The following is a 23275-nucleotide window of genomic DNA, read 5'->3' as shown; positions in this document are numbered from 1 at the left end:
CTCAGTCTTCCACCAGCAGCAGGCACTGGGTCATGGCGCGGATCATGTGCTTCTTCACCGTGGTCACCGACACGTTCAGGCGCTGCGCCGTGGCCACGTAGCTCAGGCCTTCCAGTTGCACCGCCAGGAATACCGTACGGGTGCGATCGCCCAGGCCGTCGAGCATGGCATCCACGGCGGTGAGGGTTTCGAGGATCAGCAGGCGCGTTTCCGGGGAGATGTCCAGCGGCTCCGGGCGCAGGGCCAGGGCGTCGAGGTAGGCCTGTTCCACGGCACGGCGGCGGAAGCGATCGATCATCAAGGCGCGGGCGATGGAGCTGAGGTAGGTGCGCGGTTCGCGGATGGCCTCGACGTTGCGAGCGGCCAGCACGCGCATGAAAGTGTCCTGCGCCAGGTCGGCGGCATCGCTGGAGTTGCCCAGGCGTGCGCGGAGCCAGGTGTTCAGCCAGCCGTTGTGGGTCTGGTAGAGCTGGTGCAGGGTGGCGGAGGGCATGATCGGCTCTTCATGAGAATGATTCTCTGTAATGTTGGCTTATGTGTTTGTTCAGAACAAGGGGCTTTTTCGTTGTTCCGCTTGTGCCTCGTCAACGGGGCACTGCAATCGCTGCATTGGGCGTATGCGGAGGCTGCATGGATGTGCGAAACGAGATCGTTGATCGCGTTGGAAGGCGGTGTAGGGGCGTTGTGCGCCCCAATCGCGACACAAGGCCGCTCCCACAGGCAGAGCGCTGAAGTGGGAAATAATGCCTTGTCTATCGGAATCACCTGCGGCGTGCTGGAACGGTCGGATTGGCATCCAGAATTCCAGGCATAAAAAAACCGACCATAAGGTCGGTTCTTTCGGATCTTGGTGCCCCGAGGGAGACTCGAACTCCCACTCCTTTCGAAAACGGATTTTGAATCCGCCGCGTCTACCAATTCCGCCATCAGGGCTTGTGGCGCCGCAGTATAGAGAGGCGTCGAGGGTCGGTCAATCGGGTTTCATGGTCAATTTTCGCGCGTTGGGCTAAACTTTCCGGCCCTGTCGAACCGAACACCATCATGCGCGTCGCCGATTTTTCCTTCGAACTCCCCGATTCCCTGATCGCCCGCCACCCCCTGGCCGAGCGCCATGGCAGCCGTCTGCTGGTCCTCGACGGGCCGAGCGGGGCGCTTTCGCACCGGCGCTTCACCGACCTGCTCGAATACCTGCGCCCGGGCGACCTGATGGTGTTCAACAATACCCGGGTGATCCCGGCGCGGCTGTTCGGCCAGAAGACCTCCGGTGGCAAGCTGGAGGTGCTGGTCGAGCGCGTGCTGGACAACCACCGCGTGCTCGCCCACGTACGCGCCAGCAAGGCGCCCAAGCCGGGTACGCAAATCCTCATCGACGGCGGCGGCGAGGCCGAGATGGTCGCGCGCCACGAGACGCTGTTCGAGCTGCGGTTCAGCGAGGACGTGCTGCCGCTGCTGGAGCGGGTAGGGCACATGCCGCTGCCGCCTTATATCGACCGGCCCGACGAAGGCGCCGACCGCGAGCGCTACCAGACCGTCTACGCCGAACGTGCCGGCGCGGTGGCAGCGCCCACGGCGGGGCTGCACTTCGACGAGTCGCTGCTGGAGAAGATCGCCGACAAGGGCGTGGCATGCGCCTTCGTCACCCTGCACGTGGGGGCCGGGACCTTCCAGCCGGTGCGCGTCGACAAGATCGAGGACCACCACATGCACAAGGAGTGGCTGGAAGTCAGCCAGGCGGTGGTGGACGCCGTCGAGGCCTGCCGTGCCCGTGGCGGTCGGGTGATCGCGGTGGGGACCACCAGCGTGCGCTCGCTGGAGAGCGCGGCGCGTGATGGCCAGCTGAAAGCCTTCAGTGGCGACACCGACATCTTCATCTACCCGGGCCGGCCGTTCCATGTGGTCGATGCCCTGGTCACCAATTTCCACCTGCCGGAGTCCACGCTGCTGATGCTGGTCTCGGCCTTCGCCGGCTACCCCGAGACCATGGCTGCCTACGCGGCGGCGGTCGAGCAGGAGTACCGCTTCTTCAGTTACGGTGATGCCATGTTCATCACCCGCAATCCGGCGCCACGCGGCCCCGAGGATCAAGCATGAGTCGCACCTGTCGAATGTCCTTCGAACTGCTGGCCACCGACGGCAAGGCCCGTCGCGGTCGCCTGACCTTCCCCCGTGGCACGGTGGAAACCCCGGCGTTCATGCCGGTGGGCACCTATGGCACGGTCAAGGGCATGCTGCCACGCGATATCGAGGCCATCGGCGCCGAGATCATCCTTGGCAATACCTTCCACCTGTGGCTGCGCCCGGGTACCGAGGTGATCAAGAAGCACGGCAGCCTGCACGACTTCATGCAATGGAAAGGCCCGATCCTCACCGACTCCGGCGGCTTCCAGGTGTTCAGCCTGGGCGCCATGCGCAAGATCAAGGAAGAGGGCGTGACCTTCGCCTCGCCGGTGGACGGTTCCAAGGTGTTCATGGGGCCGGAGGAATCCATGCAGGTCCAACGCGACTTGGGCTCGGACATCGTGATGATCTTCGACGAGTGCACGCCGTACCCGGCCGAGCACGACGTGGCGCAAGCCTCCATGGAGCTGTCGCTGCGCTGGGCCCAGCGCTCGAAGAACGCCCATGCCGACAATACCGCGGCGCTGTTCGGCATCGTCCAGGGCGGCATGTACCAGGACCTGCGCATGCGCGTTCGCTGGAGGCCCTGGAAAACATCGGTTTCGACGGCCTGGCGATCGGCGGCCTGTCGGTGGGGGAGCCCAAGCACGAAATGATCAAGGTGCTGGACTACCTGCCGGCGCAGATGCCCGCTGACAAACCTCGTTACCTTATGGGGGTAGGCAAACCCGAGGATCTTGTGGAGGGTGTGCGCCGCGGCGTCGACATGTTCGATTGCGTGATGCCCACGCGCAACGCGCGCAACGGCCATCTGTTCGTCGATACCGGGGTGATCAAGATCCGCAACGCGTTCCATCGCCATGATGATTCGCCACTGGATCCAACCTGCGACTGCTACACCTGCAAGAACTTCTCTCGCGCTTATCTGCATCACTTGGACAAGTGCGGCGAAATGCTGAGCAGCATGCTGAATACGATCCACAACTTGCGCCATTACCAGCGTTTGATGGCCGGTTTACGCGAGGCTATTCAACAAGGTAAATTGGCCGCCTTTGTCGACGCCTTCTATGCCAAGCGCGGGCTGCCTGTGCCGCCCTTGGACTGACTGTCCGCACTTAACAAAACCTTAGTCACTGGAGTGCCCAATGAGCTTTCTGATTCCCGCCGCCTACGCGGACGCTGCTGCCCCTGCCGCCGGCCCCGCCGGTACCGGCTTCGAATGGATCTTCCTGGTCGGTTTCCTGGTCATCTTCTACCTGATGATCTGGCGTCCGCAGGCCAAGCGTGCCAAAGAGCAGAAGAACCTGCTGAGCAACTTGCAAAAAGGTGACGAAGTCGTCACCAACGGCGGTATCGCTGGCAAGATCGTCAAGGTTTCCGATGATTTCGTGGTCCTGGAAGTTTCCGACAACGTCGAGCTGAAGTTCCAGAAGGGCGCCGTGGCGGCGACCCTGCCAAAAGGTACGCTCAAGGCTATCTGAGTCATCGTTTTTCTTTTCCAGTCGGGGCGCGCAACGCGCCCCGCGTCTTGAACGGGCGGCGTGATGCTGAACAAATACCCTCTGTGGAAATACCTGCTGATCCTGGTGGTACTGGCGATCGGCTTTATTTATTCCGCTCCCAACCTCTACCCGGATGACCCGGCGGTGCAGATCAGCGGTGCCAGCTCGGCCCTGCAGGTCTCCCAGGCCGACCTGGACCGCGCCACCACGGCCCTGACCGATGCCGGCATCACCGTCAAGGGCAGCAGCCTGGGCGAGAAGGGCAGCGCGCTGGTGCGCCTGGTCAACCAGGAAGATCAGCTGCCGGCCAAGGATGTGGTGCGCAAGGCGATGGGCGATGATTACGTCGTGGCCCTGAACCTGGCCCAGACCACCCCGCAATGGCTGCGCAACCTGGGCGCCAGCCCGATGAAGCTGGGCCTGGACCTGTCCGGTGGTGTGCACTTCCTGCTGGAAGTGGACATGGACAAGGCCATGAACGCCCGCCTGAAGGTCTATGAAGGCGAAGTGAAGACCCTGCTGCGCAAAGAGCGCATCCGCTATCGCAGCCTGCCCCAGCAGGACGGCGGCATCATGCTGGGCTTCGCCGACGATGCCACCCGCGAGCAGGCCCGTAGCCTGATCCGCAAGAATTTCAATGACTTCGACCTGACCACCACCGAGCGCAACGAGCTCGCCGTGCTGCGTCTGGCGCTGACCCAGGCGAAAGTCGCCGAGATCCGCGAATACTCGATCAAGCAGAACCTGACCACCGTGCGCAACCGGGTCAACGAGCTGGGCGTGGCCGAGCCGCTGGTCCAGCGCCAGGGTGCCAACCGTATCGTGGTCGAGCTGCCAGGCGTGCAGGACACCGCCGAGGCCAAGCGTATCCTCGGCAAGACCGCCAACCTGGAGTTCCGCTTCGGTGCCGAGCCGGGCGCTTCCAAGGCCACCACCGAGGTGTTCGAGTTCCGTGAAGGCGGGCGCTCCGCCGCGGTCGAGCGTGGCTTGATCATCACCGGTGACCAGGTCACCGATGCCCAGGCCAGCTTCGACGAGCAGGGCCGCCCGCAGGTCAACATCCGCCTTGACGGCCACGGCGGCGAGCTGATGAGCCGCGCCACCCGCACCAATGTCGGTCGCAGCATGGCGGTGATCTTCATCGAGCAGAAACCGGTGACGCGCTATGTCAAGCAGACGGTCGATGGCGTCGAGAAGGAAGTGCCGGTACAGAGCTTCCAGGAAGAGAAGAAGATCATCAGCCTGGCCACTATCCAGTCGCCGCTGGGCAGCCAGTTCCGCATCACCGGCCTGAACGGCCAGGGCGAGTCGTCCGAGCTGGCCCTGCTGCTGCGCGCCGGAGGCCTGGCCGCGCCGATGTACTTCGCCGAGGAGCGCACCATCGGCCCGAGCCTGGGCGCCGACAACATCGTCAAGGGCATCGATGCCTCCCTGTGGGGCATGCTGTTCGTCTCGCTGTTCATCATGGCCATCTACCGTGGCTTCGGCGTGATCGCTACCATCGCCCTGGCGGGCAACATGGTCCTGCTGCTGGCGCTGATGTCGCTGTTGGGTGCGACGCTGACCCTGCCGGGTATCGCCGGTATCGTGCTGACCATGGGTATGGCGGTGGACGCCAACGTGCTGATCTTCTCGCGGATCCGCGAGGAAATCAGGGCTGGCATGTCGGTGCAGCGCGCCATCCACGAAGGCTTCAACCGTGCCTACACCGCGATCATCGACGCCAACCTGACCAGCCTGCTGGTCGGTGGCATCCTGTTCGCCATGGGTACCGGCCCGGTCAAGGGCTTCGCGGTCACCATGTCCCTCGGGATTTTCACCTCGATGTTCACCGCCGTCATGGTGACCCGCGCCATGGTCAACCTGACCTGCGGCGGGCGTGACATCAAGAAGCTGTGGGTTTGAGGGAGCTGCGATGAAAACCATCAATTTCATGGGCGTGCGCAATGTTGCGTTCGCCATTACCCTGCTCCTCACCGTGCTGGCCTTGTTCAGTTGGTGGCAGAAGGGCCTGAACTTCGGTCTGGACTTCACCGGCGGTACGCTCATCGAGCTGACCTACGAGCGTCCGGCGGACCTTACGACGGTACGTGCCGAGCTGGCCCAGGCGGGCTTCGGGGAGGCCGTGGTGCAGAGCTTCGGTGCCACCACCGACCTGCTGGTACGTATGCCGGGCGATGATCCGCAGTTGGGCAACCGTGTCGCGGCGGCCTTGCAGAAGGTTGGCGGCGACAACCAGGCGACGGTCAAGCGCGTCGAGTTCGTCGGCCCGCAAGTGGGCGAGGAGCTGCGTGACCAGGGCGGCCTGGGCATGCTCCTGGCCCTGGGCGGCATCCTGGTCTACCTGGCCTTCCGCTTCCAGTGGAAGTTCGCCGTCGGTGCTATCGTCTCGCTGGTCCACGACGTGGTGGTGACGCTGGGTATCCTGTCGTTCTTCCAGATCACCTTCGACCTGACGGTGCTGGCTGCGGTGCTGGCGATCATCGGTTACTCGCTCAACGACACCATCGTCGTATTCGACCGCGTGCGCGAGAACTTCCGGGTCATGCGCAAGGCCTCGCTGATCGAGAACATCAACGTCTCGACCACCCAGACCCTGCTGCGGACCATCGCCACCTCGGTGTCGACCTTGCTGGCCCTGGCCGCGCTGCTGTTCTTCGGCGGCGACAACCTGTTCGGCTTCTCCCTGGCGCTGTTCATCGGTGTCCTGGCGGGTACCTACTCGTCGATCTACATCGCCAACGTGGTGTTGATCTGGCTGAACCTGAGCAGCGAAGACCTGATCCCGACGGTCAAGGCCGAGGGGGTGGACGACCGTCCGTAAGGCGTTGTCCTACACCGTTTGGCGTAAAGAAGGGCGCGAGTGTTGAACTCGCGCCTTTTTTTTCGCTCCAAGGCTGGGAGAAGGCGGGCAAGATCCCGCGGGTACGATCAGGAGGTTCGCGTGAACAAATCAATGCTGGTGGGTGCGGTACTGGGTGCTGTCGGTGTGACCGCCGGAGGTGCTGTGGCGACCTACAGCTTGGTGAACAAGGGGCCTGAGTACGCCCAGGTCATGGACGTGCAGCCGATCAAGCAACAGGTGAAGACGCCGCGTGAGGTGTGCAAGGACGTTACCGTGACGCGCCAGGCGCCGGTCAAGGACCAGCACCAGATCGCCGGCACCGTGGTCGGTGCCCTGGCGGGTGGCCTGCTGGGTAACCAGATCGGTGGTGGCACGGGCAAGAAGATCGCCACCGTGGCCGGTGCGGTCGGTGGTGGCTATGCGGGCAACAAGGTGCAGGAGCACATGCAGAACAGTGACACCTATACCACCACCCAGACCCGCTGCAACACGGTTAACGACATCAGTGAGAAGGTGGTTGGCTATAACGTTAAGTACTCCATTGGCGACAAGGTCGGCCAGGTGAAGATGAACCACGAGCCGGGCTCGACCATCCCGCTGGACAAGAACGGTAACCTGGTCCTGAGTGACAACCAGGTCGGCCAATAACTCCCCTTGTGGGAGATGCCCTTTAGCAAGGGCTACACCCTTGTTCGCGGGCACGCTCGCTCCCACGCTGTTGTGAATTGCAGCCACAAAAAAAGCACCCCGCGCGGTCCGCGGGGTGCTTTTTTTTTGTGGCTGCAATCCGCGCTTAGCGCTTCATGTGCTCGGGCAGGTGCGGCTGGATGGCGGTCAGCACCGCCTTGAAGCACTTGATGTTGCCCGCGACGATATGGCCCTTGTCGAGGAAGTCGTGGCCACCGTTGAAGTCGCTCACCAGGCCGCCCGCTTCCTGGATCAGCAGTACGCCCGCAGCCATGTCCCACTCGGACAGGCCCGACTCCCAGAAGGCGTCGAAACGGCCGGCGGCGACGTAGGCCAGGTCCAGGCTGGCAGCGCCGGCGCGGCGGATGCCGGCGGTCTGGCCGGTGAGGGCGCGGAACATGCCCAGGTAGTTGTCCAGGTCGGCGATCTGGTTGTCACGGAACGGGAAACCGGTACCCAGCAGGGCGCCTTCCAGGCTGCTGCGCGAGCTGACGCGCAGGCGGCGGCCGTTGAGCTGGGCGCCGCGACCGCGGCTGGCGGTGAATTCTTCCTGGCGTACCGGGTCGACGATCACGGCGTGCTCGAGGCGGCCGCGGTACTTGCAGGCGATGCTGACCGCGAAGTGAGGAACGCCACGCAGGAAGTTGGTGGTGCCGTCCAGCGGATCGATGATCCACAGGTAGTCCTTGCCGTCTTCGCCGGAGCCGGCGTGCAGGCCGGTTTCCTCTCCCTGGATGGAGTGGTTCGGGTAGGCCTTGCGCAGGGCGTTGACGATGCTCTGCTCGGCGGCGCGATCGACCTCGGAGACGTAGTCCTTGGCCTCTTTCTCGTCGACCTTGATGCTATCCAGGCGTTCGATGGAGCGGAAAATCAGTTCACTGGCGCTGCGAGCGGCGCGCAGCGCGATATTCAGCATAGGCTGCATGGGCGTTTCACCTGGGATGTTAAAGAAGAAAGCCGCACATTCTATCAGAAAACTGTTCCGGCAGAAGGGTGACATTTGCTTTCATGGCGTTACGCCTGTCGGTTCTGTAAGATCGATTCCCCTTTTCCTTGTATCTGTGAGCTCGATACCTTGCTGCAAAATATTCGTGTTGTTCTGGTCAATACCAGCCACCCCGGCAATATCGGCGGCGCTGCTCGTGCCATGAAAAACATGGGCTTGTCGCGCCTGGTACTGGTCCAGCCACAGGATTTCCCCGCCGTGGACGCCACTGCGCGTGCCTCCGGTGCCGACGATGTGCTGGATAACGCCCAAGTGGTGGGCAGCCTCGAGCAGGCGCTGGTCGGCTGCAGCCTGGTGCTTGGCACCAGCGCCCGCGACCGCAGTATCCCGTGGCCGCTGCTCGACCCCCGCGAGTGCGGGATCAAGGTCGTGGAGCAGGCCGGCGCCGGCGAGGAAGTCGCCCTGGTGTTCGGTCGCGAGCACGCCGGCCTGACCAACGAAGAACTGCAGCGATGTCACTTTCACGTGCACATTCCCTCGAACCCCGACTTCAGCTCGTTGAACCTTGCCGCTGCCGTCCAGGTGCTCGCCTACGAGGTGCGCATGGCCTGGCTGGTGGCCCAAGGGGCGCCGTCGAAGGTCGAGAAGTTCGAAGCCAACTCGCTGCGCAGCGGCGAGCTGGCGACCATGGACGAGATGGAGCTGTTCTACGAACACCTGGAGAAAACCCTGGTGGACATCGGCTTCCTTGACCCCGAGAAGCCCAAGCACCTGATGCCGCGCCTGCGCCGGCTCTATGGGCGCAGCGCGGTCAATCGTTCGGAAATGAGCATTTTGCGCGGCATCCTCACCGAGACCCAGAAGGTCGCCAGGGGCGAGCCGCATAAGCGCAAGGACTAAAAAGATGTTCGAACGTCTGCGTGAAGATATCCAGAGCGTATTCCATCGTGACCCGGCGGCGCGCAACGCCTTCGAGGTACTGACCTGCTACCCGGGCATGCATGCCATCTGGCTGCATCGTCTGGGTCATGCCCTGTGGGTGCGTGACTTCAAGTGGCTGGCGCGCCTGGTGTCGAACTTCGGCCGCTGGCTGACCGGTATCGAGATCCATCCGGGCGCCACCATCGGCCGGCGCTTCTTCATCGACCACGGCATGGGCATCGTCATCGGCGAGACCGCCGAGATCGGCGACGACGTCACCCTGTACCAGGGCGTGACCCTGGGCGGCACCAGCTGGAACAAGGGCAAGCGCCACCCGACCCTGGAGAACGGCGTGGTGGTCGGTGCCGGGGCCAAGGTGCTCGGCCCGTTCACCGTCGGCGCGGGGGCCAAGATCGGTTCCAACGCGGTGGTGACCAAGGCGGTGCCGGCCGGTGCCACCGCGGTCGGCATCCCCGGGCGGATCATCGTCAAGGCCGAGGACGACGAGGTCGAGGCCAAGCGCAAGGCCATGGCCGACAAGATCGGCTTCGATGCCTATGGTGTCAGTGGCGACATGCCCGACCCGGTGGCTCGCGCCATCGGCCAGATGCTCGATCACCTGCACGCGGTCGACGAGCGCCTGGAGGGCGTGTGCGGGGCATTGACCAAGCTGGGCAGCGACTATTGCGGCAAGGAGCTGCCGGCGTTGCCCGAGGAAGACTTCACCGAGGTCAAGCCGGCCGCGCAGAGCGACACTCAGCCGCATTGATTACGGCGCAGCGACGATGGGGCGTGTGCTCACGCCCCTTGTCTGCTACAATCGCGCCCGCCTCCCCGATGTAAGCCCGACTAAAGCAGTAGGTCTAATAGTTGACTTAAATGCTCGGGAATCGCATACTCGCTCACATCCTGTAACTCCCGTGGTATCCACTAGCCATGCGACTGACTACCAAAGGCCGATATGCCGTGACCGCCATGCTTGACCTGGCGTTGCATGCGCAGCATGGGCCGGTGTCTTTGGCCGACATTTCCGAGCGCCAGGGCATTTCCCTCTCTTATCTGGAACAGCTGTTCGCCAAGCTGCGCCGCAGCAGCCTGGTTTCCAGCGTGCGCGGTCCGGGCGGCGGCTACCAGCTGTCGCGGGGCATGGAAACCATCCAGGTGGCCCAGGTCATCGATGCGGTCAACGAATCGGTCGATGCCACCCGTTGCCAGGGGCTGGGGGATTGCCACGCCGGTGACACCTGCCTGACCCACCACTTGTGGTGCGACCTCAGCCAGCAGATCCATGAATTCCTCAGCGGCATCAGCCTGGCTGACCTCGTCATGCGCCGTGAGGTGCAGGAAGTCGCCCAGCGCCAGGACCTGCGCCGTGTCGCGGGCCGCAACGCCCAGTTGGACAAGATTGAGACGTCCGCCGTCGACTGAACGTAGCGACGAGCGACGCCACCGCCTGATAGGAGATACTCAATGAAGTTGCCGATCTACCTCGATTACTCCGCGACCACCCCGGTCGATCCCCGCGTCGCCCAGAAGATGGCCGACTGCCTGCTGGTCGACGGGAACTTCGGTAACCCGGCCTCGCGCTCCCACGTCTTCGGCTGGAAGGCCGAGGAAGCGGTCGAGAACGCTCGCCGCCAGGTCGCCGACCTGGTCAATGCCGACCCGCGGGAAATCGTCTGGACCAGCGGCGCGACCGAGTCCGACAACCTGGCCATCAAGGGTGTCGCGCACTTCTATCACACCAAGGGCAAGCACATCGTCACCTCCAAGATCGAGCACAAGGCGGTCCTGGACACCGCTCGCCAGCTCGAGCGCGAAGGCTTCGAGGTCACCTATCTCGAGCCTGGCGAAGACGGCATCATCACCCCGGCCATGGTCGAGGCGGCGCTGCGCGACGACACCATCCTGGTCTCGGTCATGCACGTCAACAACGAGATCGGCACCATCAACGACATCGCCGCCATCGGTGAGCTGACCCGCTCCCGCGGCGTGCTGTTCCACGTCGATGCCGCCCAGTCGACCGGCAAGGTCGAGATCGACCTGCAAAAGCTCAAGGTCGACCTGATGTCCTTCTCGGCGCACAAGACCTACGGCCCGAAAGGTATCGGCGCGCTGTACGTCAGCCGCAAGCCGCGCGTGCGCCTGGAAGCCACCATGCACGGTGGCGGCCATGAGCGCGGCATGCGCTCCGGCACCCTGGCCACCCACCAGATCGTCGGCATGGGCGAGGCCTTCGCCATCGCCAAGCAGGAAATGGCCAGCGAGAACGCCCGTATCAAGGCGCTGAGCGACCGCTTCTTCGAACAGGTCCAGAGCCTGGAAGAGCTGTACGTCAATGGCAGCCGCACCGCCCGCGTGCCGCACAACCTGAACCTGAGCTTCAACTACGTGGAAGGCGAATCGCTGCTGATGGCCCTCAAGGACATCGCGGTATCGTCCGGCTCGGCCTGCACCTCCGCTTCGCTCGAGCCTTCCTACGTGCTGCGCGCCCTGGGCCGCAACGACGAGCTGGCACACAGCTCGATCCGCTTCACCTTCGGCCGTTTCACCACCGAAGAAGAAGTCGACTACGCCGCGCAGAAGGTCTGCGAGGCCGTGAACAAACTGCGTGAGCTGTCGCCGCTGTGGGACATGTACAAAGACGGCGTTGACATCTCCAAGATCGAGTGGGCCGCCCACTAAGCAGTCGCCGGCAAGAGCGGCTCCCTGATGAGGAAGGAATTGCACCATGGCATACAGTGAAAAGGTCATCGACCACTACGAAAACCCGCGCAACGTCGGCAAGCTGAACGCCGAGGACCCGGATGTCGGTACCGGCATGGTCGGCGCGCCGGCCTGTGGCGACGTCATGCGCCTGCAGATCAAGGTCAACGAACAGGGCATCATCGAAGACGCCAAGTTCAAGACCTACGGCTGCGGCTCGGCCATCGCCTCCAGCTCCCTGGCCACCGAGTGGATGAAGGGCAAGACCCTGGACGAAGCCGAGACCATCAAGAATACCCAGCTGGCCGAGGAACTGGCGCTGCCGCCGGTGAAGATCCACTGCTCCGTGCTCGCCGAGGACGCCATCAAGGCGGCCGTGCGCGATTACAAGCAGAAGAAAGGCTTGCTCTAAGTCGCCTGTCGCAAGGTAACTGACGTTGAGGAAAGAGTTCCGATGGCTATCAGCATGACAGAAGCCGCCGCCAACCACGTGCGGCGTTCCCTCGAAGGGCGCGGCAAGGGTGAGGGCATCCGCCTGGGCGTGCGCACCACCGGCTGCTCGGGCCTGGCCTACGTGCTGGAGTTCGTCGACGAGCTGGCTGCCGAGGACCAGGTGTACGAGAGCCATGGCGTCAAGGTGATCATCGATCCCAAGAGCCTGGTCTACCTGGACGGCACCGAGCTGGACTTCGTCAAGGAAGGGTTGAACGAAGGCTTCAAGTTCAACAATCCCAACGTGCGCGGTGAGTGTGGCTGCGGCGAAAGCTTCAATGTCTGAGGGTTGACGTGGGTACTCCTTGCCATTTCGCCCTGTTCGACCTCAAGCCCAGCTTTCGCCTGGACCTCGACAAGCTGGCCGTTCGCTATCGCGAGTTGGCCCGCGAGGTCCATCCGGACCGCTTCGCCGACGCCTCCGAGCGTGAGCAGCGCGTAGCCCTGGAAAAGTCAGCCGCCCTCAACGAGGCTTACCAGACCTTGCGCAGCGCGCCGCGGCGTGCCCGTTACCTGTTGGCCATCAGTGGCCACGAAGTGCCCCAGGAAGTCACCGTGCACGACCCGGACTTCCTGCTGCAGCAGATGCAGTGGCGCGAAGAGCTCGAAGAGCTGCAGGACGAGGCCGACCTGGACGGCGTCGCGGTGTTCAAGAGGCGCCTGAAGGCCGCCCAGGACACGCTGAACGAGGAATTCGCCGCCTGCTGGGACGATGCTGCCGAGCGCGACAGGGCCGAGCGCCTGATGCGCCGCATGCAGTTCCTCGACAAGCTCGCCCAAGAAGTGCGCCAACTGGAAGAGCGCCTCGACGATTAATCCCGGCGTCGCCCGTGATGACGCCTAAGGTACTCAGATAAGCATGGCCCTACTGCAGATCGCCGAACCCGGTCAGAGCCCCCAGCCGCACCAGCGTCGTCTGGCGGTGGGGATCGACCTGGGCACCACCAACTCCCTGGTCGCCGCGGTGCGCAGCGGCCGTAGCGAACCCCTGCCCGATGCACAGGGCAAGGTCATCCTGCCTTCTGCGGTGCGCTACCTCGATGGCCGCAGCGAAGTCGGCCAGGCCGCCCGCGATGCCGCCTCCAGCGACCCGTTGAACACCATCCTGTCGGTCAAGCGCCTGATGGGGCGTGGCCTGGCCGACGTCAAGCAACTGGGCGAGCAACTGCCTTACCGCTTCGTCGGTGGCGAGTCGCACATGCCGTTCATCGACACCGTCCAGGGCCCGAAGAGCCCGGTGGAAGTGTCCGCCGACATCCTCAAGGTGCTGCGTCAGCGGGCCGAGCAGACCCTCGGCGGCGAACTGGTGGGGGCGGTGATCACCGTTCCGGCCTACTTCGACGACGCCCAGCGCCAGGCTACCAAGGATGCCGCGAAGCTTGCCGGCCTCAACGTCCTGCGCTTGCTCAACGAGCCGACCGCGGCGGCGGTGGCCTATGGCCTGGACCAGGATGCCGAGGGCGTCGTGGCGATCTTCGACCTGGGCGGCGGTACCTTCGATATCTCCATCCTGCGCCTGACCGCAGGTGTCTTCGAAGTCCTGGCCACGGGCGGCGACACCGCCTTGGGCGGTGACGACTTCGACCACGCCATCGCCGGTTGGATCATCGAGCAGGCTGGGCTGTCCGCCGACCTCGACCCGGCGGCCCAGCGCCAGCTGCTGCAGGCCGCTTGCGCGGCCAAGGAAGCCTTGACCGATGCCGATGCGGTCCGTGTCAGCCACGGCGCCTGGCAGGGCGAACTGACCCGCGCCGCGTTCGAGGCCATGATCGAGCCGCTGATCGCCCGCAGCCTCAAGGCCTGCCGCCGCGCTGTGCGCGACAGTGGCGTCGAGCTGGAGGATGTCGGGGCGGTGGTCATGGTGGGTGGTTCCACCCGCGTGCCGCGTGTGCGTGAGGCGGTTGGCGCGCTGTTCGGGCGTACCCCGCTGACTTCCATCGACCCGGACCAGGTGGTGGCCATCGGTGCCGCGATCCAGGCCGATACCCTGGCCGGCAACCGCCGCGAGGGCGGCGAGCTGCTGTTGCTGGACGTCATCCCGTTGTCCCTGGGCCTCGAGACCATGGGCGGGCTGATGGAGAAGGTGATCCCGCGCAACACCACCATCCCGGTGGCGCGGGCCCAGGAGTTCACCACCTACAAGGATGGCCAGTCGGCCATGATGATCCACGTCCTGCAGGGTGAGCGTGAGCTGGTCAGCGACTGCCGCTCCCTGGCGCGCTTCGAGCTGCGCGGCATCCCGGCCATGGTCGCGGGCGCGGCGAAGATCCGCGTGACCTTCCAGGTCGATGCCGATGGCCTGCTCAGCGTTTCGGCCCGGGAGACCGGGTCGGGCGTGGAGTCGAGCATCCAGGTCAAGCCGTCCTACGGCCTGACCGATGGCGAGATCGCACGCATGCTCAAGGATTCCTTCGAGCACGCAGGCTCCGACAAGCAGGCGCGCCAGCTGCGCGAGCACCAGGTCGACGGCGAGCGACTGCTCGAGGCGGTGCAGGGCGCCCTGGACGCCGACGGCGACCGCCTGCTCAGTGCCGAGGAGCGCGTAGCCATCGAGCACCAGATGCAAGAATTGCGTGATTTGCTCAGCGGCACCGATGGCGCGGCCATCGAGCAGCAGACCAAGCGTCTGTCGCAGGTGACCGATGCATTTGCCGCCCGTCGCCTTGATTCGACGGTCAAAGCCGCACTGGCCGGGCGCAACCTGAATGAGATCGAGGAGTAACCGATGCCCCAGGTGATTTTCCTGCCGCACGAGAAGTTCTGCCCGGATGGGCTGGTGGTGGAGGTGGAGCCAGGGACCAACATCCTGGAACTGGCCCACGAGCATCACATCGAGATGGAAAGCGCCTGTGGTGGCGTCTGTGCCTGTACCACCTGCCATTGCATCGTCCGCGAGGGTTTCGACTCGCTGGAGGAAGCCGACGAGCTGGAAGAGGACATGCTGGACAAGGCCTGGGGCCTGGAGGCCCAGTCGCGCCTGGCCTGCCAGGTCATCGTCGGCGAAGAGGACCTGACGATCGAGATTCCCAAGTACTCGCTCAACCACGCCGCCGAAGCGCCGCACTGAGGTCTACGCATGAGCCTGAAATGGATTGATGTACTTGAGATCGCCATCCAGCTTGCGCAAAGCAAGCCAGACGTCGATCCTCGTTATGTGAATTTCGTCGATCTGCATCGCTGGGTGCTGGAGCTGCCAGACTTCAGCGATGATCCGCAACGTGGCGGCGAGAAAGTGCTCGAAGCCATCCAGGCGGCCTGGATCGAAGAAGCCGACTGAGCGTGTCCGCAGGTTAGGCAATCCCTTGGAACCCGCGTATAATTCGCGGGTTTAATTTTTCGCAACACTCATATTTCTGGAGTTATCCATGGCTGTCCAACGTACCTTCTCCATCATCAAGCCCGACGCCGTCGCCAAGAACGTCATCGGCGAGATCACCACTCGCTTCGAGAAAGCCGGCCTGCGCGTCGTCGCCTCGAAGATGAAGCAGCTGTCCAAGGCCGAAGCCGAAGGCTTCTACGCCGAGCACAAAGAGCGCGGCTTCTTCGCTGACCTGGTTGCCTTCATGACTTCCGGCCCGGTCATCGTGCAGGTCCTGGAAGGCGAGAACGCCGTCCTGGCCAACCGCGAGCTGATGGGCGCCACCAACCCGAAAGAAGCCGCTCCAGGCACCATCCGCGCCGACTTCGCCGTTTCCATCGACGAGAACGCCGTCCACGGTTCCGACTCGGAAGCTTCGGCTGCCCGCGAAATCGCGTACTTCTTCTCCGCTACCGAGCTGTGCGACCGCATTCGCTAAGCGAAGCAGGTCTTGGGTGATTCCATGAGTGACATGACTGGCAAGATCAACCTGTTGGGCCTGACCCTCCAGGAAATGGAAAAATTCTTCGAGTCGATCGGGGAGAAGCGTTTTCGTGCCGGTCAGGTCATGAAATGGATTCACCACTTCGGCGTCGACGATTTCGCCGCCATGACCAATGTCGGCAAGGCCTTGCGCGAAAAGCTCGAGGCCGTTGCCGAGATTCGCGCGCCGGAAGTGGTCAGTGAAGACATTTCCGCCGACGGTACGCGCAAGTGGGTGGTCCGCGTTGCCTCCGGCAGCTGCGTCGAGACCGTCTACATCCCCACCGACGACCGCGGCACGCTCTGCGTCTCGTCCCAGGCCGGCTGTGCCCTGGATTGCAGTTTCTGCTCCACCGGCAAGCAAGGCTTCAACAGCAACCTCACCGCCGCCGAAGTCATCGGCCAGGTGTGGCTTGCGAACAAATCCTTCGGTACCGTCCCGGCCAAGATCGACCGCGCCATCACCAACGTGGTCATGATGGGCATGGGCGAACCGCTGCTGAATTTCGACAATGTCATCGCCGCCATGAAGATCATGATGGATGATCTGGGCTATGGCATTTCCAAGCGCCGCGTCACGCTGTCCACCTCGGGCGTGGTGCCGATGATCGACGAACTGGCCAAGCACATCGACGTTTCCCTGGCGCTGTCGCTGCACGCGCCGAACGACGAGTTGCGCAACCAGTTGGTGCCGATCAACAAGAAATACCCGTTGAAGGTGCTGCTGGACTCCTGCATGCGCTACATGTCCACGCTGGGCGGCAAGCGGGTGCTCACCGTCGAGTACACCCTGCTCAAGGACGTCAACGACCAGCCGCAGCACGCCGCCGAGCTGATCGAGCTGCTGCGCGACGTGCCGTGCAAGATCAACCTGATCCCGTTCAACCCGTTCCCCCATTCGGGCTACGAACGGCCGAGCAACAATGCCATCCGTCGCTTCCAGGACCTGCTGCACCACGGTGGCTTCAACGTCACCACCCGCACCACCCGGGGCGACGACATCGATGCCGCCTGCGGCCAGCTGGTCGGCCAGGTCATGGACCGTACCCGCCGCAGCGAGCGCTACATCGCCGTGCGCCAGCTGAACGCCGACGCAGAGCCGCAAGGCAACGCCGTGCGCCACTGACGAGGCCGCCCATGACCCTGCGCGCCGCGCTGTCGATCCTGTCGCTTTCGCTGCTGGCCGGCTGCGTGTCCGGCGGCGGTGACCCCTTGGCCAGCCGCCAGGGGCGGGTGGAAGCAGGGCAGGCCTACGTGCAATTGGGCCTGGGTTATTTGCAACAAGGTTTGACCGAACAGGCCAAGGTGCCACTGGGCCGAGCCCTGGCGCTCAACGGCAACGACGCCGACGCCCATGCCGCCTTGGGCCTGGTGTTCCAGGCCGAGGGTGAGCCGACATTGGCCGAAGCGCATTGGCGCAAGGCCCTGGCGATACGCCCGGGCGACACGCGGATTCGCAACAACTACGGCAGTTTCCTTTATGCTCAGGGGCAATTTCGCCAGGCCGAGCAGATGTTTCGCCAAGCCGCCACCGATACCCTGTATCCTGAGCGGTCACGGGTGTACGAGAACCTTGGCCTGACGGCCCTGGCGCTCGATCGCCGCGACCAGGCGCACGAATACCTGGGCAAGGCCCTGCAGCTCAATCCGCACCAGCCTCGGGCATTGCTGGAAATGGCTGAGTTGTCCTACGAAAACAGGCATTATGTGCCGTCCCGGGACTACTACGATCGTTTCAGCCAGCTGAGCGGCCAGAACGCCCGCAGCCTGCTGCTGGGCAGCCGTATCGCTCGGGCTTTCGCTGAGCACAGCAGCGTGGCCGAGCTGGGCCAGCAACTACAACGACTTTATCCCGGTACGCCGGAATATCAGCAATACCTGTCGGAGCAACGATGAAAGCCGCGCACCCCGAAGTAGCAGCAGCGACTCGCCAGAATCCCGGAGAGGTCTTGCGCCAGGCCCGCGAGCGCCGGGAATGGTCGCAAGCCGAGGTGGCCCGCAAGCTCAACCTCACGGTAAGTTCGCTGAACAACCTGGAAACCGGCGCCTTCGACAAGCTGCCGGGGCATACTTTCGCCCGTGGTTACATCCGCGCCTATGCCAAGCTGCTGGACATGGACCAGGCGCCGTTGGTCGAGGCATTCGACCAGTTCACCGGCACCCATGCCAAGGGCAGCGAAGTGCACGCGCTAGGGCGCATCGAGGAGCCGGTGCGCCTGTCGCACAATATCCTGCGCGGCATCAGCCTACTGTTGCTGGTGGCCGTGGTCGGCGGCGGCTTCTTCTGGTGGCAGGACCAGAACAGCCAGCGCGGCAAGGACCTGGCCAGGATCGCCCTGGAGCACGTCGAAGTCGAGAGCGCCGATGGCACCACCCAGATCCACCCGCTGGACGAGCCGGAAGACCAGGCCGTGAGCGCTGGCCAGCAGCCCGAGGCCGCACCGCTGCCGCTCGACCAGGCCATCACCGGGCAGGAGGCCGCCCCCGCGACCGAGACGGCGACCAGCGGCGAAACCCCGGCAGCCGACGACGCGAGCGCGCCTGCGACCGCCCCGACGCCGGCACCGGCTGCCAGCGAGACGCCTGTCGCCCCGGCGGCGCCCAGCCTGCCTGCGGCCCCTGCCGCTCCGGTAGCTTCCGTCGCCAGCGCCCCGGCCGCGGTTCCTGCCGGCAACGGCACGCTGCAAATCCAATTCACCGCCGATTGCTGGACCCAGGTCACCGACGGCAACGGCAAGGTGCTGTTCAGCGCCATCAAGCGCAAGGGCGACAGCCTGGACCTGACCGGCAAACCGCCGTTCGCGGTGCGCCTGGGCTTCGCCCGCGGCGCCCAGGTCAGCTACAACGGCCAGGCCGTCGACGTTGCCTCGTTCACCACTGGCGAGACCGCTCGCCTGAAGTTGGGACAGTAAGTCATGCACGGCGAATCTCCGATCAAACGTCGCGAATCCCGGAAGATCTGGGTCGGCAATGTACCGGTGGGGGGCGATGCCCCCATCGCGGTGCAGAGCATGACCAACACCGACACCAACGACGTCGCCGCCACCGTTGCGCAGATCCAGCGCCTGGTCGATGCCGGCGTCGACATCGTCCGTGTCTCGGTACCGGACATGGACGCCGCCGAGGCCTTCGGCAAGATCAAGCAGCAGGTCAGCGTACCGCTGGTCGCCGACATCCACTTCGACTACCGCATCGCCCTGCGCGTGGCCGAACTGGGCGTCGACTGCCTGCGCATCAACCCGGGCAACATCGGTCGCGAAGACCGTGTGCGTGCGGTGGTCGATGCCGCCCGTGACCGCGGCATCCCGATCCGCATCGGCGTCAATGCCGGCTCCCTGGAAAAGGACCTGCAGAAGAAATACGGCGAGCCGACCCCGGCCGCACTGGTCGAGTCGGCATTGCGTCATGTCGAGCACCTGGACCGCCTGGATTTCCAGGACTTCAAGGTCAGCGTCAAGGCCTCCGACGTGTTCATGGCCGTCGAGGCCTACCGCCAGCTCGCCCGGCAGATCGTCCAACCCCTGCACCTGGGCATCACCGAAGCCGGCGGCCTGCGTTCGGGGACGGTGAAATCCGCCGTCGGCCTCGGTATGCTGCTGGCCGAAGGCATCGGCGATACCATCCGCATTTCCCTGGCCGCCGATCCGGTCGAGGAAGTGAAGGTCGGCTACGACATCCTCAAGTCGCTGCACCTGCGTTCCCGTGGCATCAACTTCATCGCCTGCCCGAGCTGCTCGCGGCAGAACTTCGATGTGGTCAAGACCATGAACGAACTGGAAGGGCGCCTGGAGGACCTGCTGGTACCGATGGACGTGGCCGTGATCGGCTGCGTGGTCAACGGCCCGGGCGAAGCCAAGGAGTCCCACGTGGGGCTCACCGGCGGCACGCCGAACCTGGTCTACATCGATGGCAAGCCGTCGCAGAAGCTGACCAACGAGAACCTGGTCGACGAGCTGGAAAAGCTCATTCGCCAGAAAGCGGCCGAGAAGGTCGAGGCCGACGCGGCGCTGATCGCCCGTGGCTGACACACAGATTCGTAAGGATTTTCCGTGAGCAAATCGCTGCAAGCCATCCGTGGCATGAACGACATCCTGCCCGACCAGTCGCCCCTGTGGCGCTACTTCGAGGGCACCGTGGCCGGCCTGCTGGACACCTATGGCTACAGCCAGATCCGCACGCCGATCGTCGAGTTCACCGAGCTGTTCAAGCGCTCGATCGGTGAAGTCACCGATATCGTCGAAAAAGAGATGTACACCTTCGAGGATCGCAATGGCGATTCGCTCACCCTGCGTCCCGAAGGCACCGCCGCCTGCGTGCGTGCCGTGCTCGAGCACGGCATCACCGGCAACGGCCAGGTGCAGAAGCTCTGGTACGTGGGCCAGATGTTCCGCCACGAACGCCCGCAAAAAGGCCGCTACCGTCAGTTCCACCAGATCGGCGTGGAAGTGTTCAACCTGGACGGTCCGGATGTCGACGCCGAGCTGATCATGCTGACCTGGCGCCTGTGGGGGCTGCTGGGCATCCAGGACGCGGTCAAGCTCGAGCTCAACAGCCTGGGGACCAGCGAAGCCCGCGCGCGCTACCGCGACGCCCTGGTCGAGTTCCTTTCCGCGCGCATCGAACAACTGGACGAAGACAGCCAGCGTCGCCTGAAAAGCAACCCGCTGCGCATCCTCGACAGCAAGGACCAGGGCACCCAAGTGGTGCTGGCCGACGCGCCGAAGCTGGAAGACTACCTGGACGAGGACTCCCGCGTGCACTTCGAGGGCCTCAAGGCACGTCTGGACGCCGCTGGCATTCCGTTCGTCATCAACACCAAGCTGGTCCGTGGCCTGGACTACTACAGCAAGACCGTGTTCGAGTGGGTCACCGACAAGCTTGGCGCCCAGGGCACCGTCTGTGCCGGTGGCCGCTACGACGGCCTGGTCGAGCAGATGGGCGGTAGGCCGACCCCGGGCGTGGGCTTCGCCATGGGCATCGAGCGCCTGATCCTGTTGCTGGAGACCCTGGGCAAGGTGCCCGAGTCCATCAGCCGCCAGATCGACGTCTACCTGTGTGCCTTCGGCGAACAGGCGGAACTGGCCGGCCTGCGCCTCTGCGAAAATCTGCGCGATCGCCTGCCGGGCCTGCGCCTGGCGGTCAACGCCGGTGGTGGCAGCTTCAAGAGCCAGTTCAAGAAAGCCGACAAGAGCGGGGCGCTGTTCGCCCTGATCCTGGGCGACGACGAACTGGCGCAACGGGTCATTGGCGTCAAGCCCCTGCGTGGCCAGGGCGAACAACAGAACATTGCCTGGGATGCTCTGGCCGAGCACCTGGAAGCCGCGCTCGCCCAGGCGTGATGCGGTTCAACAGCCGAATTGCTGAAAAGGAGTATTGGGGTGTCGAGTATCGATGATGATGGCCTGGCCGCGGCCAAGGACTGGTGGAATCGCAACGGCAAGCCGCTGCTGACCGGTGCCCTGCTGGCCGCCGCGGTGGTGATGGGTTGGCAGGCCTGGCAGAAGTACCAGAGCAACCAGTCGCAAGGCGCCTCGGTGCTGTACCAGGCCCTGCTGGAGACCGCCCTGACGCCGAGCGGTGAGCCGGATGCGACCAAGGTCGCCGAGCTGGCCGGCAAGCTCAAGAGCGAGTTCGGCGGCACCGCGTACGCCCAGTACGGCAGCCTGTTCGTGGCCAAGGTCGCGGTCGAGAGCGGCAAGCTCGACGATGCCGCTGCCGAGCTCAAGGGCGTGATGGACAAACCGGCCGATGCGACCCTGGGCGAGATCTCGCGCCAGCGCCTGGCCCGCGTGCTCGCCGCGCAGGACAAGGCCGAAGAGGCCCTCAAGCTGCTCGACGGCGATGCCGACAAGGCCTTCCTGGCCAGCCGCGAAGAACTCAAGGGCGACCTGCTGGTCCAGCTCGGCCGTGCCGACGATGCCCACAGCGCATACGAGAAAGCCAAGGCCGCGCTGTCCGACGACGCCGCGGTCGGTGGCCTGCAACTGAAGCTGGATGACCTGGCCAGAGGGGACGCCTGACGTGATCGGTTGGAAACAAGCAGCAGTGCTCGCCCTGGCCGTCCTGGCCGCGGGTTGCAGCAGCAACAGCAAGAAGGAACTGCCTCCGGCCGAGCTGACCAAGTTCACCGAGGAAGTGGTGCTCAAGAAGCAGTGGAGCCGTTCGATCGGCGACGGCCAGGGCGAGACCTACAACACCCTGGTGCCGGCCATCGAGAACGACCGTATCTACGCCTCCGACGTCAACGGCCTGGTCTTCGCCCTGGATCGCCTCAACGGCGACGTGGTGTGGAAGAAGGACCTGGAGCTGCCGGTGTCCGGCGCCGTCGGCGTGGGCTATGGCCTGGTCATGCTCGGCACCCTCAAGGGCGAGGTCATCGCCCTGGATGCCAGCACCGGCGAGGAGCGCTGGCGTTCGCGGGTGACCAGCGAAGTGCTGGCGCCGCCTGCCACCAACGGTGACGTGGTGGTGGTGCAGACCCAGGACGACCGCCTGATCGGCCTCGACGCCGCCACCGGTGACCGTCGCTGGATCTACGAAAGCAGCCCGGCCGTGCTGACCCTGCGCGGTACCGGTGCGCCGATCGTGACCAACCGCCTGGCCGTGGCTGGCCTGTCCACCGGCAAGGTGATCGCCGTGGATACCCAGAACGGCGTGCCGGTGTGGGAGAGCCGCGTGGCCATCCCGCAGGGCCGTTCCGAGCTGGATCGGGTGGTCGATATCGACGGTGGCCTGCTGCTCTCTGGCGGCATGCTGTATGTCAGCACCTACCAGGGCCGGGTCGCCGGCCTCGACCTGGAAAGCGGCCGCGTGCTGTGGCAGCGCGATGCCTCCAGCTACGTGGGTGTCGCCCAGGGCTTCGGCAACGTCTACGTCAGCGAGGCCTCGGGCACCGTCGAGAGCATCGACGAGCGCTCCTCCAGCGCCCTGTGGAGCAACGATTCCATGGCCCGCCGCCAGTTGTCGGCACCGGAAGTGTTCTCCAGCTACGTGGCGGTGGGTGACTTCGAGGGCTACCTGCACCTGCTCAGCCAGGTCGATGGCCGCTTCGTCGGTCGCGAGCGGATCGACAGCGATGGCCTGCGCGCCCGACCCCTGGTGGTCGGCGACACCATCTATGTCTTCGGCAACAGCGGCAAGCTCGAGGCGCTGACCATCCGCTGAGGCTATGCTTGAGTCCGTCATGGGGCTCAGGCAATGGCGCATGACGCGCCGCA

At 64.5% G+C, this 23275-nt stretch carries 25 protein-coding genes, 1 tRNA gene and 1 pseudogene; 24 read left to right on the top strand and 3 right to left on the bottom strand.

The window, feature by feature from the left end:
• Position 1 precedes the first annotated feature (1 nt).
• Both WCE05_RS01720 and WCE05_RS01715 read right to left on the bottom strand, forming a co-directional pair.
• Positions 2 to 493: a sigma-70 family RNA polymerase sigma factor gene (locus WCE05_RS01720; protein WP_253090575.1), complete on the bottom strand. Its 492-nt coding sequence runs from the start codon at positions 491 to 493 to the stop codon at positions 2 to 4.
• Positions 494 to 848: 355 nt separating this feature from the next.
• Positions 849 to 933, bottom strand: a tRNA-Leu gene (locus WCE05_RS01715).
• Positions 934 to 1041: 108 nt separating this feature from the next.
• Here WCE05_RS01715 and queA point away from each other — a divergent pair.
• The 6 genes and pseudogenes from queA to WCE05_RS01685 all read left to right on the top strand — a co-directional run bounded on the left by queA (position 1042) and on the right by WCE05_RS01685 (position 7113).
• The gene (queA, locus tag WCE05_RS01710; RefSeq protein WP_368815350.1) at positions 1042 to 2091 is read left to right on the top strand and encodes a tRNA preQ1(34) S-adenosylmethionine ribosyltransferase-isomerase QueA; all 1050 of its coding nucleotides are present in this window, start codon (positions 1042 to 1044) and stop codon (positions 2089 to 2091) included.
• Positions 2092 to 2105: 14 nt separating this feature from the next.
• Positions 2106 to 3223, top strand: a pseudogene (gene tgt / locus WCE05_RS01705) (tRNA guanosine(34) transglycosylase Tgt).
• A gap of 40 nt (positions 3224 to 3263) precedes the next feature.
• Positions 3264 to 3599 carry a preprotein translocase subunit YajC gene (gene yajC, locus WCE05_RS01700; RefSeq protein WP_023382222.1) on the top strand — a complete coding sequence of 112 codons (336 nt, stop codon included), beginning with the start codon at positions 3264 to 3266 and terminating at the stop codon, positions 3597 to 3599.
• A gap of 63 nt (positions 3600 to 3662) precedes the next feature.
• Positions 3663 to 5525, top strand: coding sequence for a protein translocase subunit SecD (gene secD / locus WCE05_RS01695; RefSeq protein ID WP_225788601.1), 1863 nt, complete (start codon positions 3663 to 3665; stop codon positions 5523 to 5525).
• A gap of 10 nt (positions 5526 to 5535) precedes the next feature.
• Complete coding sequence (gene secF / locus WCE05_RS01690; RefSeq protein ID WP_225788602.1) at positions 5536 to 6444, top strand: protein translocase subunit SecF; 909 nt, start codon at positions 5536 to 5538, stop codon at positions 6442 to 6444.
• Between the two features lie 120 nt (positions 6445 to 6564).
• Positions 6565 to 7113 (top strand): glycine zipper 2TM domain-containing protein, encoded by a 549-nt coding sequence (locus WCE05_RS01685; RefSeq protein ID WP_225788603.1) that lies wholly within the window; start codon positions 6565 to 6567, stop codon positions 7111 to 7113.
• A 145-nt stretch (positions 7114 to 7258) separates the two neighbouring features.
• On the opposite strand, the gene suhB is transcribed toward WCE05_RS01685, so the two are convergent.
• The gene (suhB, locus tag WCE05_RS01680) at positions 7259 to 8077 is read right to left on the bottom strand and encodes an inositol monophosphatase family protein (protein ID WP_225788604.1); all 819 of its coding nucleotides are present in this window, start codon (positions 8075 to 8077) and stop codon (positions 7259 to 7261) included.
• Positions 8078 to 8227: 150 nt separating this feature from the next.
• On the opposite strand from suhB, the gene trmJ reads away from it, so the two are divergent.
• The 18 genes from trmJ to bamB all read left to right on the top strand — a co-directional run bounded on the left by trmJ (position 8228) and on the right by bamB (position 23222).
• The gene (gene trmJ, locus WCE05_RS01675; protein WP_253080783.1) at positions 8228 to 8998 is read left to right on the top strand and encodes a tRNA (cytosine(32)/uridine(32)-2'-O)-methyltransferase TrmJ; all 771 of its coding nucleotides are present in this window, start codon (positions 8228 to 8230) and stop codon (positions 8996 to 8998) included.
• A 4-nt stretch (positions 8999 to 9002) separates the two neighbouring features.
• A complete protein-coding gene (gene cysE, locus WCE05_RS01670) occupies positions 9003 to 9788 on the top strand; it encodes a serine O-acetyltransferase (protein ID WP_253080782.1) in 786 nt (261 codons plus the stop codon).
• 167 nt (positions 9789 to 9955) lie between these two features.
• Complete coding sequence (iscR, locus tag WCE05_RS01665) at positions 9956 to 10447, top strand: Fe-S cluster assembly transcriptional regulator IscR (RefSeq protein WP_253090577.1); 492 nt, start codon at positions 9956 to 9958, stop codon at positions 10445 to 10447.
• A 42-nt stretch (positions 10448 to 10489) separates the two neighbouring features.
• Positions 10490 to 11704 (top strand): IscS subfamily cysteine desulfurase, encoded by a 1215-nt coding sequence (locus tag WCE05_RS01660; RefSeq protein ID WP_225788608.1) that lies wholly within the window; start codon positions 10490 to 10492, stop codon positions 11702 to 11704.
• A gap of 46 nt (positions 11705 to 11750) precedes the next feature.
• Positions 11751 to 12137 (top strand): Fe-S cluster assembly scaffold IscU, encoded by a 387-nt coding sequence (gene iscU / locus WCE05_RS01655; protein WP_225788609.1) that lies wholly within the window; start codon positions 11751 to 11753, stop codon positions 12135 to 12137.
• 42 nt (positions 12138 to 12179) lie between these two features.
• Positions 12180 to 12503: an iron-sulfur cluster assembly protein IscA gene (gene iscA / locus WCE05_RS01650; protein ID WP_253080780.1), complete on the top strand. Its 324-nt coding sequence runs from the start codon at positions 12180 to 12182 to the stop codon at positions 12501 to 12503.
• 8 nt (positions 12504 to 12511) lie between these two features.
• Positions 12512 to 13033: a co-chaperone HscB gene (gene hscB, locus WCE05_RS01645; protein WP_368815349.1), complete on the top strand. Its 522-nt coding sequence runs from the start codon at positions 12512 to 12514 to the stop codon at positions 13031 to 13033.
• Positions 13034 to 13076: 43 nt separating this feature from the next.
• Positions 13077 to 14939 carry a Fe-S protein assembly chaperone HscA gene (hscA, locus tag WCE05_RS01640; protein ID WP_253080778.1) on the top strand — a complete coding sequence of 621 codons (1863 nt, stop codon included), beginning with the start codon at positions 13077 to 13079 and terminating at the stop codon, positions 14937 to 14939.
• A gap of 3 nt (positions 14940 to 14942) precedes the next feature.
• A complete protein-coding gene (gene fdx / locus WCE05_RS01635; RefSeq protein WP_043208095.1) occupies positions 14943 to 15284 on the top strand; it encodes an ISC system 2Fe-2S type ferredoxin in 342 nt (113 codons plus the stop codon).
• A gap of 9 nt (positions 15285 to 15293) precedes the next feature.
• Positions 15294 to 15494: a Fe-S cluster assembly protein IscX gene (gene iscX / locus WCE05_RS01630; protein WP_225788613.1), complete on the top strand. Its 201-nt coding sequence runs from the start codon at positions 15294 to 15296 to the stop codon at positions 15492 to 15494.
• An 88-nt stretch (positions 15495 to 15582) separates the two neighbouring features.
• On the top strand, positions 15583 to 16014 hold the full coding sequence (gene ndk / locus WCE05_RS01625) for a nucleoside-diphosphate kinase (RefSeq protein WP_225788614.1): 432 nt from the start codon (positions 15583 to 15585) through the stop codon (positions 16012 to 16014).
• A 24-nt stretch (positions 16015 to 16038) separates the two neighbouring features.
• Complete coding sequence (gene rlmN / locus WCE05_RS01620; protein ID WP_225788615.1) at positions 16039 to 17184, top strand: 23S rRNA (adenine(2503)-C(2))-methyltransferase RlmN; 1146 nt, start codon at positions 16039 to 16041, stop codon at positions 17182 to 17184.
• An 11-nt stretch (positions 17185 to 17195) separates the two neighbouring features.
• Positions 17196 to 17954, top strand: coding sequence for a type IV pilus biogenesis/stability protein PilW (gene pilW, locus WCE05_RS01615; RefSeq protein ID WP_368815348.1), 759 nt, complete (start codon positions 17196 to 17198; stop codon positions 17952 to 17954).
• Positions 17951 to 18970: a RodZ domain-containing protein gene (locus tag WCE05_RS01610; RefSeq protein WP_368815347.1), complete on the top strand. Its 1020-nt coding sequence runs from the start codon at positions 17951 to 17953 to the stop codon at positions 18968 to 18970. The genes pilW and WCE05_RS01610 overlap by 4 nt, the downstream gene beginning before the upstream one ends.
• Before the next feature lie 3 nt (positions 18971 to 18973).
• On the top strand, positions 18974 to 20083 hold the full coding sequence (ispG, locus tag WCE05_RS01605; RefSeq protein WP_225788618.1) for a flavodoxin-dependent (E)-4-hydroxy-3-methylbut-2-enyl-diphosphate synthase: 1110 nt from the start codon (positions 18974 to 18976) through the stop codon (positions 20081 to 20083).
• 24 nt (positions 20084 to 20107) lie between these two features.
• Entirely contained in the window at positions 20108 to 21397 is a 1290-nt protein-coding gene (hisS, locus tag WCE05_RS01600) for a histidine--tRNA ligase (RefSeq protein ID WP_368815346.1), read from the top strand.
• Between the two features lie 39 nt (positions 21398 to 21436).
• Positions 21437 to 22078: a tetratricopeptide repeat protein gene (locus WCE05_RS01595; protein ID WP_225788620.1), complete on the top strand. Its 642-nt coding sequence runs from the start codon at positions 21437 to 21439 to the stop codon at positions 22076 to 22078.
• A gap of 1 nt (position 22079) precedes the next feature.
• Positions 22080 to 23222, top strand: coding sequence for an outer membrane protein assembly factor BamB (gene bamB, locus WCE05_RS01590; protein ID WP_225788621.1), 1143 nt, complete (start codon positions 22080 to 22082; stop codon positions 23220 to 23222).
• The last annotated feature ends 53 nt before the right edge of the window (positions 23223 to 23275 follow it).

It is taken from the genome of Pseudomonas sp. I2 (assembly GCF_040984075.1).
GTDB lineage: Bacteria > Pseudomonadota > Gammaproteobacteria > Pseudomonadales > Pseudomonadaceae > Aquipseudomonas > Aquipseudomonas guariconensis_B.
This window is presented reverse-complemented; position numbering and strand designations above follow the sequence as displayed.

Bases quoted from the DNA above. Each gene is read 5' to 3' on its own strand.
- iscA (WP_253080780.1), top strand. From the start codon at position 12,180: ATGGCTATCAGCATGACAGAAGCCGCCGCCAACCACGTGCGGCGTTCC.
- ndk (WP_225788614.1), top strand. From the start codon at position 15,583: ATGGCTGTCCAACGTACCTTCTCCATCATCAAGCCCGACGCCGTCGCC.
- secF (WP_225788602.1), top strand. From the start codon at position 5,536: ATGAAAACCATCAATTTCATGGGCGTGCGCAATGTTGCGTTCGCCATT.
- iscR (WP_253090577.1), top strand. From the start codon at position 9,956: ATGCGACTGACTACCAAAGGCCGATATGCCGTGACCGCCATGCTTGAC.
- fdx (WP_043208095.1), top strand. From the start codon at position 14,943: ATGCCCCAGGTGATTTTCCTGCCGCACGAGAAGTTCTGCCCGGATGGG.
- iscX (WP_225788613.1), top strand. From the start codon at position 15,294: ATGAGCCTGAAATGGATTGATGTACTTGAGATCGCCATCCAGCTTGCG.
- WCE05_RS01660 (WP_225788608.1), top strand. From the start codon at position 10,490: ATGAAGTTGCCGATCTACCTCGATTACTCCGCGACCACCCCGGTCGAT.
- queA (WP_368815350.1), top strand. From the start codon at position 1,042: ATGCGCGTCGCCGATTTTTCCTTCGAACTCCCCGATTCCCTGATCGCC.
- yajC (WP_023382222.1), top strand. From the start codon at position 3,264: ATGAGCTTTCTGATTCCCGCCGCCTACGCGGACGCTGCTGCCCCTGCC.
- suhB (WP_225788604.1), bottom strand. From the start codon at position 8,077: ATGCAGCCTATGCTGAATATCGCGCTGCGCGCCGCTCGCAGCGCCAGT.
- ispG (WP_225788618.1), top strand. From the start codon at position 18,974: ATGCACGGCGAATCTCCGATCAAACGTCGCGAATCCCGGAAGATCTGG.
- secD (WP_225788601.1), top strand. From the start codon at position 3,663: ATGCTGAACAAATACCCTCTGTGGAAATACCTGCTGATCCTGGTGGTA.
- cysE (WP_253080782.1), top strand. From the start codon at position 9,003: ATGTTCGAACGTCTGCGTGAAGATATCCAGAGCGTATTCCATCGTGAC.
- hscA (WP_253080778.1), top strand. From the start codon at position 13,077: ATGGCCCTACTGCAGATCGCCGAACCCGGTCAGAGCCCCCAGCCGCAC.
- WCE05_RS01610 (WP_368815347.1), top strand. From the start codon at position 17,951: ATGAAAGCCGCGCACCCCGAAGTAGCAGCAGCGACTCGCCAGAATCCC.
- WCE05_RS01720 (WP_253090575.1), bottom strand. From the start codon at position 493: ATGCCCTCCGCCACCCTGCACCAGCTCTACCAGACCCACAACGGCTGG.
- pilW (WP_368815348.1), top strand. From the start codon at position 17,196: ATGACCCTGCGCGCCGCGCTGTCGATCCTGTCGCTTTCGCTGCTGGCC.
- rlmN (WP_225788615.1), top strand. From the start codon at position 16,039: ATGAGTGACATGACTGGCAAGATCAACCTGTTGGGCCTGACCCTCCAG.
- iscU (WP_225788609.1), top strand. From the start codon at position 11,751: ATGGCATACAGTGAAAAGGTCATCGACCACTACGAAAACCCGCGCAAC.